Consider the following 16,713-nt stretch of genomic DNA (forward strand, 5'->3'; position numbering starts at 1 on the left):
AGAACGGAGACAGAGAAATGAATTTCGATTTCAGTGACGACCAAAATGCCTTGCGTAACGAGATACGCAAATTTCTGACCAAGGAATCCCCGCTGACCAAAGCGCGTGCCTTGCTGGAAGGCGAGGGTTGCTACGACCAGGGCGTGTGGAGCGGCATGGCGCAGCTGGGCGTGACGGGTCTGATGCTGCCCGAAGACTGCGGCGGCATTGGCTTGGGGGCGATGGAAATGTGCGTTGTGGCCGAAGAGGTGGGCCGCCAGCTCAGCCCCGTGCCGCTGGCCTCCACCATGTATCTGGCCGTGCAGGCTTTGCTGCTATCGACAAAAGAGCATTCTGCGCAACGCCAGCAATGGCTGCTGCCAGTTTCGGGTGGAAGTATTGGTTGCCTTGCGGCTCCGACTGACGGACAAAAGTCGCTGGCTGATCTGCCCGTGTTTGACGGCCAGACCCTGAAGGGCGAGTGCCCGCTGGTCGCAGATGGCATGGCTGCGCAATGGGGCGTTGCGCTGGCGGTGGATGCGGCAGCTCAGCCACTGCTGGTGGCTTTCAAGACCGATGAGACGGTACAGCGCAAGGCGCTCAAGACGCTGGACCCCTCCAAGTCTTATGCGGCGCTGCGCTTTGATGGCACGGCAGCAGAGCGGCTGGACGGAGCGCGCAGCGCAGACGATGTGCTGCGCCGTGTGCGCCATCGCGCTGCGGTGATGCTGGCCTTTGAGCAACTGGGCGCTGCCGATGCTGCGTTGGAGATGGCAGCCAGCTACGCCAAGGAGCGCAAGGCCTTTGGTCGTGCCATTGGCTCCTACCAGGGCATCAAGCACAAGCTGGCCAACCTCTACACCAACAACCAGCTGGCCCGTGCCCACTGCTACTACGGTGCATGGGCGCTGACGGCAGACATGGCAGCGGCGGATGGCGCACCAGAGTTCGCGGAGCTTGCAGGCGCTGCCGCAGCGGCCCGGGTCAGCAGCACGCAGGCCCTGTCCGATACGGCGCAGGAAAACCTGCACACCCACGGCGGCATGGGCTACACATGGGAGCTGGACTGCCATCTGTTCTATCGCCGTGCGCGCCAGCAGGCCGTGGAGCTGGGCAATATCCACGCCTGGCGCGAGCAGGTCGCGGCCGAGCTGCAAAAGCGTCTGGACCAGCCTGCATCGCCAGCAGCTGCCAAGAGCGCTGCTGGCGCAGACAGCCAGTCCATGGACTTTGAAGACACGCCCGAAGAGGCGGCATTCCGCGCCGAATGCCTGGCATGGTTGCAGGCCAATGCCCAGCCAAAAAACAGCGCCGATGACTATTACGGCCGCGATATGACTGCCGAGCAGCGCATGAACGATGCGCGCGTCTGGCAGGGCAAGAAGGCGGCGGCAGGCTTTGGTGCCATCACCTGGCCCAAGGTGCTGGGCGGGCGTGGTGGCACGCCCATGCAGGAGCTGATCTGGCGCCAGGAAGAGGGCAAGTTCAAAGTGCCCACCGGCATGTTCAATGTGAGTCTGGGCATGGTGCTGCCGTCTGTCATGGCCCATGCTAGCCCTGAAGTACTGGGCCAGCATGTGGCACCCGCACTGGGCGGCAAGAACCTCTGGTGCCAGTTGCTCAGCGAGCCTGGTGCTGGGTCGGATTTGGGCATGGTGCGCACGCGGGCCGAGCGCGCCACCGATGGCCGCGAGGGCTGGATCATCAATGGCCAGAAGGTCTGGACCTCGCTGGCGCAGTTTGCCCAGTTTGGCCTGGTGCTCACGCGTACCAACCCGCAGGCCAGCAAGTTCGAGGGTCTGAGCACCTTCTTCCTTGATATGAAGTCGCCCGGCATCACGATCCGCCCCATCCGCCAGGCCGGTGGCGAGTCGGAGTTCAACGAGGTCTTTTTCGAGGACGTGTTTGTGCCCGACAGCCAGCTGGTGGGCAAGCTAGGCGGCGGCTGGAAGGTCACCCTGACGGGGCTGATGGCCGAGCGCCTGGCCATTGGCGGTGTGATGCCGGCCGAGCTGTGGCGCACTACGGCGGGCTTGCTGGCCGATCATGAATTTGAAGGCAAGCCTGCGCTGCAGGACGGGCGCTTGCGCGAGCGCTGGGCCGATCTATATCTGAAAGAGCAGGCGCTGTGGCTGCTGCAATGCCGCGCATTGACGGCGCTGAGCAAGGGCCGCCAGCCCGGTCCCGAGATGAGTGGCGCCAAGAACGTGGCGGCGGCGGCGCTGCAGTCGTTCAGCTACTTCGCCATCGACCTGCTGGGGCAGCGCGGCGTGCTGGCGGCCAGCGAGCTGGCGGATTGCGGCTTGGGAGAGCGCTTTGCCATGGTCGAGCGCCTGTGGTTTGGCGCAGCTGGTATGCGCATTGCGGGCGGCACCGACGAGGTGGTGCTCAACAGCATTGGCGAGCGTGTGCTGGGCCTGGCTCCCGAGCCACGCACGGATAAGGATGTGCCTTTCAGCGAACTGCTTGCCTAGGCTTGGGCGCGGCACAGTCCCGTGTGCCGCGTCCTTTTTTACGTACGAAATTTCATCCATGCAGCGTGACGGAGATTGCGCTTTCTGAGGAGACAGGAAATGAGTGCATCTGCTGCGGCCCAAGTGCCGCAATCCTTGCCGCCAGGCGCTTCGGTCAAGGCTCGCCCGACCAGCAACGTCACGGGCTGGCGACGCCATTACCTGCTGTTTGTGTTGTTGCTCGTCTATGGCATGAGCATGATCGACCGCCAGATCATGGGTGTTCTGATTGAGCCCATCAAAGCGGAGATGGGCGTGTCTGACAGCGCCATGGGACTGCTGACCGGGCTGGCTTTTGCCCTGTTCTACAGCATTCTGGCCGTGCCGTTTGGCCGCTTTGCGGACCGCACCAACCGCCGCAACCTGATCGCCTGGTGCTGCGGCGGCTGGAGCATCGCCACGGGCCTGTGCGGCCTGGCCGTGGGCTTCTGGAGTCTGACGGCTGCGCGAGTCGGCGTGGCCGTGGGCGAGGCCGGCAGCACGGCGGCATCGACCACCATGATTGCCGACGTTTATCCGTCCGAGCAGCGCAGCCGTGCCATGAGCGTGTTCAGCCTGGGCCCGCATCTGGGCTCGCTGGTGGGGCTGGGTGTGGGGGCCTGGATTGCCCAGCACTACGGTTGGCGCGCAGCGTTTTTGTGGCTGGCCGTGCCAGGCGTGCTGATTGCGCTGGTGCTGCGCCTGACTTGCCGCGAACCCGTGCGCGGCGCGCAGGAGGGACGTGTCATGGCGCAGGCTGCCGCAGAAAAGTTCAGCGTGGTGATGGCGGCCTTGCTGCGTAACAAGGCCTTTATCGGCCTGGGTCTGGCCGGGATGCTGATGGCGTTTTCCGGCTATGCCATTGGCATGTGGAACACGGCGTTTCTGGTGCGCTCTCACGGCCTGCAGCTCAAGGAGGCGGGCGCCATCATGGGCTTTATCGGCGGGCCTGCGGCCATCGTCGGGGCCTTGCTCAGCGGCTGGATCACCGATGTGATGGCGCGGCGCGACACGCGCTGGCAGGTGGGTGTGCCCCTGCTGGGCACGCTGATCTCCATTCCTCTGGGCCTGGCCTTCTACCTCAACACCTCGGTGCAAAGCTGGGAACTGGCCGGGCTGAAGATTCCCCATGCCGTGGGCTATTACGGCGTGTTTGCCATCTTCTCCAGCTTCTGGGCGGCCCCGGCGTTTGCGGCATTGACCAATGTGATTGCCGCGACCCGTCTGGCGACATCGCTGTCCATCTACAACCTGCTGCTCACCGCCGTGGGCGGGGGGCTGGGGCCGCTGACCGTGGGCTTGCTCAGCGACGTGTTCACGGCGCAGGCCGCTCAGGAGTCGCTGCGCTGGGCGCTGGTCTGCATGCTGGCGTTTTATGGAGTTGCCGTGCTGATCTATGGCTGGGTCATTCGGCCTTATGCGGCACAAGTCAATGCAAAAAACATAGCTTGAGGGGCTTTTCCAGTAAAGCGTTGAGCCTGATTTGGCTTGATTTTTTGTCTGTTCAAGGCATGGCGTTCGCCCAGGAAAACCGAGGGTCTGCCCTCAGTTCAAGCGGACGATGAGACAAAGCGCGGGTCTGGCCACCATGGCGGGGCTTGCAGGAAATGTGGATTCGAAAACGGAAGACGGAGACAAGAAGATGACACGGACCTTCAATCTGGCAGATATTTTTGAGCTGGTGGTGCAAGCTGTGCCAGATCGCACAGCCTTTGGCTGTGGCGAGCAAAAGCTCACCTTCAAACAGCTCGATGAGCGCGCCAACCAGCTGGGCAATGCACTGCGTGCGCGCGGCATTGGCCGCGGCGACAACGTAGGCATTCAGCTCTACAACTGCGCCGAATATCTGGAGGCCTTTTTTGCCTGCTGCAAGATAGGAGCCATCCCTGTCAATGTGAACTACCGCTATGTGAGCGAGGAGCTGCAGGGGCTGTTCAACAGCCTGGATCTACGCGCGCTGGTATATGGGGCGGATTTTGATACGTCGGTGCTGGAAGTCATCCCTCAGGTTCCCACCCTACGCCTGGCGCTGCGCGTGGGCGAAGAGCGAGCAGCTTTGCACAAGACCGTGCAGGCTTACGAGCGCGTGCTGGCTGAAGGCGACAAGACCTTGGTGGATGATGGCCGCAGCGATGACGACATCTTCATGCTCTGCACTGGAGGTACCACCGGTTTGCCCAAGGGCGTGATGTGGCCGCACAAGTCGCTGTTCATGGGCGCTCTGGGTGGTGGTGGCTACTATTTCCGTCGCCCGCCCATCGAGACACCCGAAGAGCTGCTGCAGCTGGTTCCTAACAGCCCGCCACTGGCGTATCTGGCCGCGGCGCCGCTCATGCATGGCGCTGCCATGTGGTCCACGCTGATCAGTCTGTTTTCCGGCCATCCGGTCTATGTGAATGACCGCAAGAGCTTCGATCCGGCACATATGCTGGACTTGATCGAGCGCAATAGCATCAATGTCGTGGCCGTGGTGGGGGACGCCATGGCGCTACCCATTATTCAGGCACTGGAGAACCACCCTGGGCGCTGGCCGCTGAAGTCTTTGATGATCTTTGGCAATGGCGGCGCAGTGTTCTCGCGCCACTTGCAAGAGCGCCTGCTGGTGCAGGTGCCGCACCTGATCCTCAACAACGGCATGGCCAGCTCGGAGTCAGGCGTGCTGGGTGGAGGGGAGAAAACGCCCGATGGCGAAGGCTTTATGCGCATTGCGCCGCGCCCGGACCTGAGCGTCATCTCGGAAGACCTGCGCATCCTGACCCAGCCCGGTGAAGAGGGCATTTTGTCGCGCCGTGGTCACACGCCGCTGGGCTATTACGGTGATGCCAAGAAGACGGCGGAAACCTTTGTGGTGATTGATGGCAGCCGCTGGGTGCTAACCGGTGACCGCGCCCGCATCGATGTCACGGGGGAATATGTGGTGCTGGGCCGTGGCTCGCAATGCATCAACACCGGAGGCGAGAAAGTTTACACGGAAGAGGTGGAGGAGGCAGTGCGCCGTTACCTGCCGGTGCAGGATGTGGTGGTGGTGGGCATTCCCGATGAGCGCTGGGGCAACAAGGTCGTGGCCGTGGTGCAGGTGCAGGCTGGCCATGAGTTTGATCTGCAGGCCTTTGACCAGGTCTGCCGCGCCAATCTCTCGGGCTACAAGGTACCGCGTGCCGTATATGTGGCACCAGAGATCAAGCGCAGCCCGGCAGGCAAGGCTGACTATCGCTGGGCCAAGGCTTTTGCCACCGACAACGCGCCGCTGGCGGCGGCGACTGCGGCTGTGGCCTGAGAAGCAAGCGTAATCACGAATCAGAGCAGCGGGCTGTAAAGCCACGCCAGAAATACCCTGTTCGTCGCGCCTGACGAGGGGACTTTGAAGGAGGCTACGGCCTCCTTTTTTTTGTCCGGCGCAGTGTCTTGAGGCTGCTTTGGGTCGCTGCCAGTTTTGCCTGCGGCGCAGACCAAACTGGCGTGGGCTCAGGGAATATGGCAGCCAGTTCTCAGGTCTGGTCGCTGCGCCTGACCAGGCGACCCGGCAGTGCTTTGGTGGCTACGCCATCGCGATAGGTGATGTGGCCGGACTTGATGGTGTAGCGATAGCCTTCGGCGTTTTGCAATAAGCGTTTGCCGCCGGCCGGCAGGTCTTTGACGATATAGGGCGACAGTATCTTCAGGGCGCTCAGGTCGATGATGTTGATGTCGGCCAGCAGGCCTGCTTTCAGGCATCCCCGGTCGCGAAAGCCGTAAAGAGAGGCCGGACGCTGCGTCAGCAGGTGCACGGCCTGCTCCAGCCCCAGCACACCGCGCTCGCGCACCCATTCGGTCAGCAAGAAGGTGGTGGCGCTGCCGTCGCAGATGGTGCCCACATGCGCGCCGCCATCGCCCAGGGCGGGGACGGTGTGCGGGTGCTCCAGCAACTCGCGCAAGGTGCTGCTGTCATGGTTGAGGTAGTTGGCCATGGGCAGATACACCAGCGCCTGCCCGTTCTGGCCCAGCATGAAGTCGTACAGCCATTCCAAAGGCGCTACGCCTGCGGCATCGGCCAGCACCTGTACCGAGTCGTCAGCCTGGGGCAGGTAGTTGGGCTGCTCATCACGCCAGGGGTACATGCCGGCGTAGTTCTTGCCGAAGTACTCCATGAAAAGATGGGGCTTGTCGTCCGCCTCACTGAGGATGGCGCTGCGCGTGGCTGGCTGGGCCAGAGCCTTGATGCGCTCTGCGGAGGGCAGTGCAGCCAGTGCCAGATAACTGGGCTTGCAGGAAAAAGGGTTGAGGCTGCACTCAAAGCCCATCAGCACGCCCACCGGTCTGCCCAGCACTTGGGCGGTGATGCGCTGGCCACAGGCATTCGCCTGCTCTATGCGCTGCAGCAACTCGCGGTGCAGCTGTGGGCGGTGCGGGTATTGCAGCACGGTCAAGGTGCTGGTGCAGCCCGCCCGCTGGCTGACGGTTTGCAAGATGTTGAACTCGTCCTCGGTCTGATCAAAGTCCGAAATCATCTGGAACACGCTGTTGGGATGATTCTGGAGTGCCAGACCCAGGGCCAGCAACTCGTCGCTCACGGCCCGGTACATGGGCGTGAAGTCACCCGACTTGGAGCGGTGCGCCATGGTGCGCGAGGTGGACAGGCCTACGGCACCAGCGGCCAGTCCTTGCTGCACCAGCTCCTGCATGAGTTGCAGATCCTGCGCAGTCGCGGCTTCCCGGCGCACGGCACGCTCGCCCATGGCATAGACGCGCAGCGGTGCATGGGGCAGCAGGGCGGCGATGTCTATGTCGTAGCTACGCTCGCTGAGCGCCTGCAGATATTCGGGAAAGCTCTCCCAGTTCCAGGGCAGACCTTCGTGCAGGGCGGTGTTGGGAATGTCCTCCACTCCCTCCATCAGCGCAATCAAGGTGTGGCGGTCTTCGGGGCGGCAAGGCGCAAAGCCTACGCCGCAGTTGCCCATGACCGCCGTGGTCACGCCTTGCTGTGAGGTGGGCCAGAGGCGAGAGTCCCAGGTGGCCTGGCCATCAAAGTGCGTGTGTACATCCACAAAGCCGGGTGTGACGATCAGGCCGCTGGCATCAATGGTCTGGGCGGCGCTGCCCAGGTGGTGGCCGATGGCGGCAATGCGCCCGTTGCGAACGCCGATGTCGGCGTTGTATGCGGGGGCGCCAGTGCCGTCCACCACGCAGCCGTTGCGAATCAGCAAGTCCAGTTGCTGCATGTCTGTCTCCTTGATGTTCTGGTTCTGGCTGGCGATGCAGCCGCAAAACATTAGGAGGCAAAGCGCTGGCAATGCCTATCGGGGTTAGGGAATCGTCCGTTGAGACGATGTAAGCCCCGCAAGGCTTGACCACGATGATCGAGCCTGCTGGCTGGGAGAGCTGGTGGCGCCGCGAGTGAAAAAACCAGGACAACAATGAACGAAAAAAACGATCAAAACAAATCAAGAGTGTATGTACTGGTGCTGTTGACGGCTCTGTCTGCGCTGACCTTTATGGACCGCCAGATACTGGCTGTCTTGCTGCAGCCCATCAAGCAGGAATTTGGTTTTTCCGATCTGCAGATCGGCCTGATTACCGGGCTGGGCTTTGCCCTCACCTTCGGGGTGCTGGGCATCCCGCTGGGGCGTCTGGCAGACAAGCATGAGCGGCGCAGCCTCATCGCCTGGTGCCGTGGGCTGGGTGGTTGCGTGGCCGCAGCCGGGGCGCTGGCCACAGGTGCAGGTGGGCTGACGGCCTCGCGGGCCGGTGCGGCGCTGGGCGATGCCGGCGGCGGGGCCGCTTCCATGTCGATTCTGGCCGACCTCTACAAGCCGCATGAGCGCTCGCGTGCCATGAGTGTGTTTGGCGTGGGCGGAGCGATTGGGGCCTTGCTGGCGCTGCTGCTGGGGCCTGTGTTTGCCCAGTGGTGGGGCTGGCGCGTGACCATGGTCATCATCGGCGTTGCCACGCTGGTGCTGTCGCTGGTGCTGCGCCTGAGCGTGAAGGAGCCGCAGCGGGTGCTGACCCAGCTGGCGGCTTCGGCCCATGCCAAACCGGCCGAGAGCGAGAAGAAATCTGCCGTACTTTTGATATGGAATGAGCCTGTAACCCGCTTCCTGATTATGGGGGCTGCTTGCGCATTGATAGCGGGTTTGTCCATCGGAGCGTGGAATGTGGCGCTGCTGGCGCGGCGCTTTGAGCTCAGTTTGCAGCAGGCGGGCTGGTTGTCGGCCGTGGCGGCGTTTCTGTCGGTCTCCGGCAGCTTGTTTTCGGGCTGGCTCACCGACCGCATGGCCCGGCGCGACGTGCGCTGGCAGATCCGGGTGCCCGTCATCGGCGTGGCGCTGGCCGTGGCCTTCGGCCTGGCCTATTTGCTGGTGGGCGACCACTTGTTCGAGTTGTCGGTGGGCTGCATGTTGGTCTATTCCTTTTTCACGGCCTGGTGGGCGCCGGCAACCTATGCCGCGTTAAGTCTGGTGGTGCCGGTCCAGCGCCGTGCCACGGCCAGCGCCATGGTGCTGATGGCCGGGGCCTTGCTGGGCAATGGCGTGGGGCCGATTGTGGCGGGCTGGCTCAGCGATGTGCTCAATGCCATCACCCAGGGCCAGGGCCTGCGCTATGCGCTGCTGGCGATGATGTGCATGCTGCTGCCGGGGCTGTGGGCCTTTGCCAAGGCGCTGTCGCATTACCCGCAGGCCTATCACCGTGCGCACCCGCCAGCGGGGGCCGCAGTTGGAGAGTAAGGCCTGGCTTTGAGTAGAGCCAGGAAAGAAGATGAAAAGAGAAGATGCTTTGGCTGTTTGGAAGATGATTTATCTGGCGCGGCGCAACCCGGCGCTGGCGGCCGAGGACTTTCCTCAGGCCTGGCGTGAGCACTCGGCGCTGGGGCGCCAGTGCAAGAACGTGGGCCAGCGCGTCAAGGCCGTGGCGCAATGCTCGCGCATGCTGAACGTGCAAGGAGCGGAGGTTTCTGGTGCTCTGAGTCAGGACTATGACGGCGTCAACCTGATGGTGCTGGCCGACCGCGAGGCAGGCAGCGTGATCTGGAATGATCCGGAAACGCTGGCCGTGATGCGCCCCGACGAGCCGCGTGTATTTGCCGACTATGTGCGCAATTTTTCGGTACTGGCGCGTCAGCAACTGCTGTTCAGTCGCTTGCCACAGAAGGACTTCTCTCAGCAGGTCTTGCCGCAGAAAGAACAGGTCATGCTGATCGGCTTTTTGCAGCGCAATGATGAATGGCAGGGCGCAGCGGCAGAGCTTTCAGCCTGCCCACCGCAGTGGCAAGCCGGAGGTCTTGGCAAGGCCAGCCGCATTGTCTGCAATCTGCTGGACGAAGAGGCGCCCACAGGCTACGGCTTTCGCTATGTGGTGGAGTGGTGGTTTGACACGTCCCAGCAGGCGATTGCCGCCGCGCAGGGCTTGCGCACCGATGCAGCAGCCTGCGCAGGTGAGTGGGGTTGGGGCGAGCATGTGTTCATGCTGACTGAGGTGACGCACGCCAGACCCTGACCTTGAGCGGGTTCGGAAGCGTGGATTTCATGGTTCTAAAACAATAGCTGGCAGCGCTCGCCTTACTTGGTATTCATAGAGTTATCTATTTGAAATCAAAGATAGGCGTGCGCTGCCAGCTATCTTTTTATGTGATTATGGCGTGCGTCGTGCATATAAAAAAAGGCCCATGGTTTCCCATGGGCCTTTGAACTTGGAGTAACCCTTGAATTACGCAGTGGCTTCTTCCGCTTCCTGCGTGTAGGCAACCATGCCGCGTGGGATGTACTTGCCTTCGCACTGCTCCAGATACTCGGAAGCCTTGCTGCGGGGGTTGTAGAACTGCTTGTACCAGATGCGAGCCTTGAGGAAGGCGCCATCGCTGGGGATGAACAGCGGGTTCAGGCAAGGAGCCTTTTGCGACCAGACTTCGAAGTCCTGGGCAAAGGCCAGACGGCTGGCTTCCTGGAACTGCTTGGCGGCGACCACATCGGCCTTGCCGGGTAGACCGCCGTGGGCGGTCTTGACCAGCAGGTTGTGCCAGACCTTGATCTTGCCGTCCTCAATGGGGGTATGCATGATCATCATGAACGAGTTGAACATGCCGCTGACCTTGGAGACCAGAATGGCAGGACCGTGGTACCAGGTGTCGGTGTGCAGCAGCTCGCTGGCGCCGCCTTCGCCCACCAGGGTGCGGTGGCCGCCGCACTGGCGCTGAATCGCGTTGTGGCCCTTGAACTCGTTCTCGAAACGCTCCACGGTAGAGCCGTGAATGGGGCTGAGGTGACCGTAGTCGGCAATATTGTCCACCACTTCCATGGGGTGCTGGTTCAGCTCGCCCAGGTAGTCCCACTCGCCGTTGACAAAGGTTTCGTCGAACCAGTCGCCAAAGACGGGCAGCTCATAGTCGGGCTCGCCACCTTCGGGATCGAACCAGACCCAGATGGCGCCGTACTGCTCGACTACGGTCCAGCTCTTGACAGCTGCAGCGGCGGGAATGGCTCCGTCGTGATAGGGGATGTCGTTGCACTTGCCGTCCGCGCCAAAGCGCCAGCCGTGGTAAGGGCAACGAATGTTGTCACCTTCCACATTGCTGCCGCCGCCGTCGATCACCACATAGCTGGTGGTGTTGGGTGCAGCCAGGTGGGTCTTCATGTGGGGGCAGTACGCGTCCAGCAGAATCACCTTGCCGCTTTCGCGGCCACGGTACAGCGCGAAGTCCTGGCCGAAGAAGCGCACGGCCACGGGCTTGTGGGTGTCGAGCGCCTTGGCCTCGGAAATCATGAACCAGCCACGTGGGTAGGTAAATTCACCGAGACGATAGTCCTTCGTGGTTGCCATTGCAGGGGTCTCCATATTTAGTTTTGGACCCTTGAATCTTCGACCAAGGCCTGACGCTGCGCATACTCTGTTTGGACGAGTGAGAGCGTGGCTTTGATCTGGCGCAAACCGCTCAGGGTTTGCACTAGATCGTATGTTGGTACACGCTTACGGAATCACTCAGCGACTGCGGCCACGCGCTCTTTGTACAGGGGCTGCAGATCGATCATGGTGTAGCTCTTGGCCAGCGGCAGCGCATCCTCTTCGGTGCCCAGCCAGAACAGCGCAGCGGCGATTTCCTCAGGGGTGGATGCACCGTAGCGCTGGGCCAGCACACCGTCGTCGCCCAGGGTGGCCTTGACGGCTTCCGTGGTCACCACACCGGGGTTGACGCTGAAGGAGCGCACGCCTTGGGTTTTGTACTCGGTGTTGATGCAGCCCGCGAGACGCGCGATCGCAGCCTTGGAGGCGCCGTATGCAAAGCCCCAGCCGCCCTTGTCGGCGGGCACCGGAGGGTTGTACTGGCCGGCTGCCGAGCAGACATTGATGATGCGCCCGCCGCCCTGGGCCACCATGGCCGGCAGCAGGCGCTGCGCCAGATGGAAGGGAGCAATCACATTGCCCAGCATGGAGCGCTGCAGGGCGTCGGCCGTGATCTCGGGGATCAGGTGGTTGACTTCGCGGTTCTGGTAGACGGCGTTGTTGATCAGCAGGTCCACGCGGCCAAAGCGCTCGAGCACGGCATCGGCGGCCTTGTCCAGACTGGGCAGGTCCATCAGGTCCATGACATGGGCGAATACCTTGCCGCCAGCGGCTTCAATGGCCTGCGCGGTGGACTCCAGACTGCCGCTGAGCAACTGGCCATTGGGCAGGCGCAGCTGGTTTTCCATTTGCGCGCCTTCGCTCAGCGTGCGGGCGGTGATGGCAACGCGCCAGCCACGGCTGGCAAAAAAGACGGCGGTGGCAGCGCCGATGCCGCGGCTGGCACCGGTGATGAGAACGACGGGTTGAGTCATGAGGAAGTATCTCCAGAAATTCTTGTTATGAACAAAGCTCAGGCAGCTGCGCTGCGCAGCTGCTGCAGACGCTGGCGGTAGGGTGAGACTGCCAGTGCAAAGAAAAACACGGTGAGCAGGAACATGCAGGTCACGCCGGATAGTGCCCAGCGCAGGCCTTCCGTGCCATGCGTGCGTGCAAAGTAGTCAGAGAGTACGCCGGTGACCACAGGGCCGATGCCAACGCCCAGCAAAGTGATGAAGAGGTTGAGCAGTGCGGCGGCCACACTGCGCTCGCTGGCGCTGACCATCTGGCTGACCGCGCTGTATGACAGCGTGGCAAACCAGGCACCAAAGAAGCCAAAGATCAGCGCAAAAGCCATGGCATAGGGCACTTTGATGCTACCGAGCATCCAGAAATCGGCCGCGGGCCAGAAGAACACACCAAGACCTGCAGGCACGGCGCAGAAGGTGCCAATGGCCGCCAGGCGCAGCTGCCAGCGCGCATCACGCTGGCTGAGCTTGTCGGACAGCCAGCCGCAGAACATGGCACCTATCACAGCGCCGCAGCCGCTGGCCAGGCCAAACACCAGGCCTGCGTGAGACAGGCTCATGCCGTGGATACGGATGAAAAAGCTCGGAGCCCAGACGCCATACCCATAACCGGCAATACCGGCCATGCCGCAAGCCAGGCAGACATAGCGCAAAGGCTTCATGCCCAGCAGACGCCAGACTTGCTTCATCATGGGCTCGCGCGGTGTGTTGACCGGAGCTGCTGCGCGGGGCGCTTCATAAGCGCCGCGCACAGGCTCCTTGACCCAGAAATACACGATCAGGCTCAGGATGACGCCCGGAATGCCAAAGGCCAGAAACACCGAGCGCCAGCCGTAGTACTGGGCCACCACACCACCGATGACCAGGCCCAGCAAGGTGCCCAGATTGGGGCCCATCATGAACAGGCTGATGGCAAACGAGCGCATCTTGGGCGGGTAGGAGTCAGAGACAATGGAGATCGACGGGGCCATGCCGCCCGCTTCCCCCACGGCCACGGTCATGCGGGCCACCAGCATGTGCCAGTACTGCGTGGCAAAGCCGCAGGCGGCGGTGGCCAGGCTCCAGATGCCGCAGCACAAGGCAACGATGTTGCGGCGGTTGTGCGTATCGGCCAGGCGGCCGACCGGAATCCCCAGCAAGGCATAGATCAGACCAAAAGCCAGACCGGTCAGAAGGCCCATCTGGGTGTCTGAAGCACCAAACTCCTGCTTGATGGGCTCCAGCAGAATCGACAGAACCTGCCGGTCAATGAACGAGAAAATATAGACCAGCGCCAGTAGCGCAAGGCTGAGGTGAGTGCGCCAGTTGACGACTGGTGGCGGTGTTTGTGGGGTATGCATGCGCAGCATCGTGCGGGGCACCTAGGGGTTGTGCCATCGTCCCTTTGGACGAAGCACGGGTAATCCTGAGGTCTGAGCATCGGTGCTGTTTCGCGTGGTGTTCTTAGGAAAATAAGCAAGGAGACAATATGAGCCAAGTTAACCCGTCCATAGGCATTCGCCAGTTGCTGGACATGCAAAAACAAGCCTTTATCGAAGAGGGTGCCGTCAGTGCCGAAGTGCGCGTGCAGCGCATTCAGCAGGTCATTGATCTGCTGGTCGAAAACAAGGATGCGCTGTGCCAGGCCATGGGCGAAGACTTTGGTGGTCGCCCTGCGGTTTTTTCGCTGGCCAACGACATCCTCGGCTCGCTGTCCTCACTCAAGCATGCGCGCGACCACCTCAAGGACTGGCTGGGTGATTCCACACGTCCCACGGTCAAGCCTTTTGACATGTTTGGTGCTTCTGCCTGGGTCAAGTACCAGCCCAAGGGTGTGATCGGCATCATCGGCACCTGGAATGCGCCGCTGTTTACGCTGCTGTCGCCCCTGGCCTGTGCATTTGCAGCAGGCAACCGCGCCGTGCTCAAGCCATCCGAAATTGCACCCCGCACCGCGCAGGTGCTGGCCGATGCCGTGGCCAAGCGCTTTGATCCGCAGGTGCTTGCTGTGGTGCAGGGCGGCCCCGAAGTGGCGGCAGCATTCTCCGAGCAGCCCTGGAATCATCTGGTCTTCACCGGCTCGACCAGCGTGGGCAAGCTCATCATGGCGGCTGCCGCCAAGAATCTGGTGCCGGTGACACTGGAGCTGGGCGGCAAGTCGCCCGTGCTGGTGGGTGACTCCGCCGACATTGGCAATGTGGCCGAGCGCATTGCCGTGGGCAAGTCGCTCAATTCCGGTCAGCTGTGCGTTTCGCCCGATGTGGTCTGGGTGCATGAATCGCGCCTGCAGGCACTGGCCGACGGTATTGCGGCTCAGTACCAGTCGCTGTATCCAACGGTCACCGGCAATGCCGATATGACGCCGTTGGTCAACGAGCGCCACCACGCGCGTGTCAGCGCCTATGTGCAGGACGCCAAGCAGCGCGGCGTGCAAGTGGTGGAAGTGGGCGCAGCCGATGCCGGCGTTGACCGCCGCCTGCCGCTGGCGCTGGTCATCAACCCACCAGCGGAAGCTGAAATCTCGCAGCACGAAATCTTTGGCCCTGCCGTGGTGCTGCGCAGCTTCCAGAACATCCGCGATGCTGTGGCGCAAATCAACGCAGGCGAGCGCCCGCTGGCGCTGTACTACTTTGGCAGCGATGAGGCCGAGCAGAACTGGGTGCTGGACAACACTTTGTCGGGCGGCGTATCCATCAACGATGTGGTCATGCACCCGGCGCTGGAAGATGCGCCGTTCGGCGGCGTGGGCGCATCGGGAATGGGTCACTACCACGGCCGTGAAGGCTTCCTCGAATTCAGCCATGCCCGCTCGGTCTACAAGGCTGGCAACCACGACCCGCGTCGTGAGTGGGGCATGCTGCCGCCGTACAACCCTCAGTTCCAGCAGATGCTGGAACAAGCTGTAACCCCCTGAGGCTCTGCGCGCCTTCCCCCCTTTCTCTAAGCGCTGCGCGCTAGGGAAGGGGGACGACAGCATCGCTGCGGGGCGGCCCTTGTTTGCTGTACCGCGTTCGAGTGGTGCTAGATCGGAGTTTTGCGTACTGACGTAAGCGCTTGGACAGCACCATGGGGCTTGTCCCATGGTCCGTTTGGCGGATGTTACAAAAACGATTCATACAGAGTATGAGTGGGTCAGAGCGCAATAAGAGGAAGAGACATGAACGAGATTTTTCGCCAGTTTTCGCTGGAAGGTCAGGTGGCCGTGGTCACGGGCGCCGGCAAGGGCATTGGCCGCGCCTGTGCGATCACGCTGGCAAAGGCGGGTGCAGACGTGGCACTGTTTGCCCGTACCGAGGCAGACCTGAAGGCCGTGCAGGCCGAGATTGTGGAAATGGGCCGCCGCGCCATCATCGTGCCCGGTAATGTGAATGAAGAAGCCGACCTGCAAAACCTGATCGACCGCACCGTGGCCGAGCTGGGCAAGATCACTGTCCTGATCAACAACGTCGGTGGCGGTGGACCCAACGATCCGCGCAAGGTTGCAGGCAAGGCCGTGGGCGACATGCTGGCCTTTAACGTGGTGCCTGCATACACGCTGATCCAGAAGGCTGCCATTGCCATGGAAGCCGCAGGCGGTGGTGCCGTGGTCAATATCTCCTCCACGGCGGCGCGCTATTCGCAAAAGCATTTCAGTGCCTATGGTGCGGCCAAGGCTGCTCTGAACCAGATGACACGTTGCCTGGCCCAGGATTTTGGCCCCAAGGTGCGTATCAATGCCATCGAGCCCGGCACCATCATGACCGATGCGCTGGCACCCTTCCTCACGCCTGAGCGCAAGGAGCGCATGGAAAAAACCACCCCCATGGCGCGCATGGGCCAGCCCGAAGACATCGCCAAGGCTGCGCTGTTTCTGGTCAGCCCCGCCGCAAGCTGGATCACCGGCAAGGTGCTGGGCGTGGACGGTGGCGTAGAAGCGCCGAACTTCTGAGCCTGATTGCATAAATCAAGCTGGACTGACCATCACCAAAAAGAAAAGGGAGCCTTGGCTCCCTTTTTCTATGAGTGCAGATGCTGGGCCCGCCAGCAGCCGAGTCGTGAATGGCGGTGTTCGACCCCTAGCAGCCCTTCGATGGCTGAAGCTTAACGATCTCCAAATGACCATTCTCTGCAGCAGCTTGAAGGGCACTCCAGCCTAGAGCGTCCACTGCATTTGGGTTGGCTTTCTCTGACAATAGCCTTCGTGCGACTTAAGTTCGTCCAAGCGATGCCCAATACACGATTGCGGGCGCTTCAATTGCTCCCTGTGGAACAGAGCTGGCTTCTGATTGAGTCATAGTGAAAACCATTGACAGAGAAAGAGCTAGCGGCCTGAGCATATGAGCCCCAAATAGATTTAGACGACAAATCAAGCGCTGCTGTTGTTCCGACGTCTTCGCACATTTGAATAGCATTTGGACTTGAGAGCAAATTTGGACGACTGCTTCTGGTAGAGGCTGTGTGGAAAC

The 16,713-nt window shown here is 61.9% G+C and carries 12 protein-coding genes; 7 read left to right on the forward strand and 5 right to left on the reverse strand.

The window, feature by feature from the left end:
- Nucleotides 1–17 precede the first annotated feature (17 nt).
- The 3 genes from AC2I9W_RS11570 to AC2I9W_RS11580 all read left to right on the forward strand — a co-directional run bounded on the left by AC2I9W_RS11570 (nt 18) and on the right by AC2I9W_RS11580 (nt 5,748).
- Nucleotides 18–2,453 carry an acyl-CoA dehydrogenase family protein gene (locus tag AC2I9W_RS11570; protein ID WP_486410099.1) on the forward strand — a complete coding sequence of 812 codons (2,436 nt, stop codon included), beginning with the start codon at nt 18–20 and terminating at the stop codon, nt 2,451–2,453.
- Between the two features lie 99 nt (nt 2,454–2,552).
- A complete protein-coding gene (locus tag AC2I9W_RS11575; protein ID WP_486410100.1) occupies nt 2,553–3,923 on the forward strand; it encodes a spinster family MFS transporter in 1,371 nt (456 codons plus the stop codon).
- Nucleotides 3,924–4,113: 190 nt separating this feature from the next.
- Nucleotides 4,114–5,748, forward strand: a complete 1,635-nt coding sequence (locus AC2I9W_RS11580) for an AMP-binding protein (RefSeq protein ID WP_486410101.1) — start codon at nt 4,114–4,116, stop codon at nt 5,746–5,748.
- 211 nt (nt 5,749–5,959) lie between these two features.
- Here AC2I9W_RS11580 and AC2I9W_RS11585 read toward each other — a convergent pair whose 3' ends face one another.
- The gene (locus AC2I9W_RS11585) at nt 5,960–7,720 is read right to left on the reverse strand and encodes an N-acyl-D-amino-acid deacylase family protein (RefSeq protein ID WP_486410102.1); all 1,761 of its coding nucleotides are present in this window, start codon (nt 7,718–7,720) and stop codon (nt 5,960–5,962) included.
- Between the two features lie 144 nt (nt 7,721–7,864).
- Between AC2I9W_RS11585 and AC2I9W_RS11590 the strand changes: the two genes are divergently transcribed.
- Together AC2I9W_RS11590 and AC2I9W_RS11595 are read left to right on the forward strand one after the other, a co-directional pair.
- Nucleotides 7,865–9,172: an MFS transporter gene (locus AC2I9W_RS11590; RefSeq protein WP_486410103.1), complete on the forward strand. Its 1,308-nt coding sequence runs from the start codon at nt 7,865–7,867 to the stop codon at nt 9,170–9,172.
- Between the two features lie 31 nt (nt 9,173–9,203).
- Nucleotides 9,204–9,941: an EthD domain-containing protein gene (locus tag AC2I9W_RS11595; protein WP_486410104.1), complete on the forward strand. Its 738-nt coding sequence runs from the start codon at nt 9,204–9,206 to the stop codon at nt 9,939–9,941.
- Nucleotides 9,942–10,151: 210 nt separating this feature from the next.
- On the opposite strand, the gene AC2I9W_RS11600 is transcribed toward AC2I9W_RS11595, so the two are convergent.
- The 3 genes from AC2I9W_RS11600 to AC2I9W_RS11610 all read right to left on the reverse strand — a co-directional run bounded on the left by AC2I9W_RS11600 (nt 10,152) and on the right by AC2I9W_RS11610 (nt 13,629).
- A complete protein-coding gene (locus AC2I9W_RS11600) occupies nt 10,152–11,261 on the reverse strand; it encodes an aromatic ring-hydroxylating dioxygenase subunit alpha (RefSeq protein ID WP_486410105.1) in 1,110 nt (369 codons plus the stop codon).
- A 155-nt stretch (nt 11,262–11,416) separates the two neighbouring features.
- On the reverse strand, nt 11,417–12,256 hold the full coding sequence (locus AC2I9W_RS11605) for an SDR family NAD(P)-dependent oxidoreductase (protein ID WP_486410106.1): 840 nt from the start codon (nt 12,254–12,256) through the stop codon (nt 11,417–11,419).
- A gap of 38 nt (nt 12,257–12,294) precedes the next feature.
- A complete protein-coding gene (locus tag AC2I9W_RS11610) occupies nt 12,295–13,629 on the reverse strand; it encodes a spinster family MFS transporter (RefSeq protein WP_486410107.1) in 1,335 nt (444 codons plus the stop codon).
- Nucleotides 13,630–13,757: 128 nt separating this feature from the next.
- Here AC2I9W_RS11610 and AC2I9W_RS11615 point away from each other — a divergent pair, with 128 nt between their 5' ends.
- Nucleotides 13,758–15,182 (forward strand): coniferyl aldehyde dehydrogenase, encoded by a 1,425-nt coding sequence (locus AC2I9W_RS11615; RefSeq protein ID WP_486410108.1) that lies wholly within the window; start codon nt 13,758–13,760, stop codon nt 15,180–15,182.
- 243 nt (nt 15,183–15,425) lie between these two features.
- Nucleotides 15,426–16,196, forward strand: coding sequence for a glucose 1-dehydrogenase (locus AC2I9W_RS11620; RefSeq protein ID WP_486410109.1), 771 nt, complete (start codon nt 15,426–15,428; stop codon nt 16,194–16,196).
- Nucleotides 16,197–16,323: 127 nt separating this feature from the next.
- Here AC2I9W_RS11620 and AC2I9W_RS11625 read toward each other — a convergent pair whose 3' ends face one another.
- Nucleotides 16,324–16,440 (reverse strand): ankyrin repeat domain-containing protein, encoded by a 117-nt coding sequence (locus AC2I9W_RS11625; RefSeq protein ID WP_486410110.1) that lies wholly within the window; start codon nt 16,438–16,440, stop codon nt 16,324–16,326.
- Between the last annotated feature and the right edge of the window lie 273 nt (nt 16,441–16,713).

The organism is Comamonas sp. FUJ_7, assembly GCF_057369555.1.

What these genes read in the sequence shown, in the direction of transcription:
- AC2I9W_RS11600 (WP_486410105.1), bottom strand. Translation starts at nt 11,261, where the DNA reads ATGGCAACCACGAAGGACTATCGTCTCGGTGAATTTACCTACCCACGT.
- AC2I9W_RS11570 (WP_486410099.1), top strand. Translation starts at nt 18, where the DNA reads ATGAATTTCGATTTCAGTGACGACCAAAATGCCTTGCGTAACGAGATA.
- AC2I9W_RS11585 (WP_486410102.1), bottom strand. Translation starts at nt 7,720, where the DNA reads ATGTTTTGCGGCTGCATCGCCAGCCAGAACCAGAACATCAAGGAGACA.
- AC2I9W_RS11615 (WP_486410108.1), top strand. Translation starts at nt 13,758, where the DNA reads ATGAGCCAAGTTAACCCGTCCATAGGCATTCGCCAGTTGCTGGACATG.
- AC2I9W_RS11595 (WP_486410104.1), top strand. Translation starts at nt 9,204, where the DNA reads ATGAAAAGAGAAGATGCTTTGGCTGTTTGGAAGATGATTTATCTGGCG.
- AC2I9W_RS11605 (WP_486410106.1), bottom strand. Translation starts at nt 12,256, where the DNA reads ATGACTCAACCCGTCGTTCTCATCACCGGTGCCAGCCGCGGCATCGGC.
- AC2I9W_RS11610 (WP_486410107.1), bottom strand. Translation starts at nt 13,629, where the DNA reads ATGCATACCCCACAAACACCGCCACCAGTCGTCAACTGGCGCACTCAC.
- AC2I9W_RS11590 (WP_486410103.1), top strand. Translation starts at nt 7,865, where the DNA reads ATGAACGAAAAAAACGATCAAAACAAATCAAGAGTGTATGTACTGGTG.
- AC2I9W_RS11620 (WP_486410109.1), top strand. Translation starts at nt 15,426, where the DNA reads ATGAACGAGATTTTTCGCCAGTTTTCGCTGGAAGGTCAGGTGGCCGTG.
- AC2I9W_RS11575 (WP_486410100.1), top strand. Translation starts at nt 2,553, where the DNA reads ATGAGTGCATCTGCTGCGGCCCAAGTGCCGCAATCCTTGCCGCCAGGC.
- AC2I9W_RS11580 (WP_486410101.1), top strand. Translation starts at nt 4,114, where the DNA reads ATGACACGGACCTTCAATCTGGCAGATATTTTTGAGCTGGTGGTGCAA.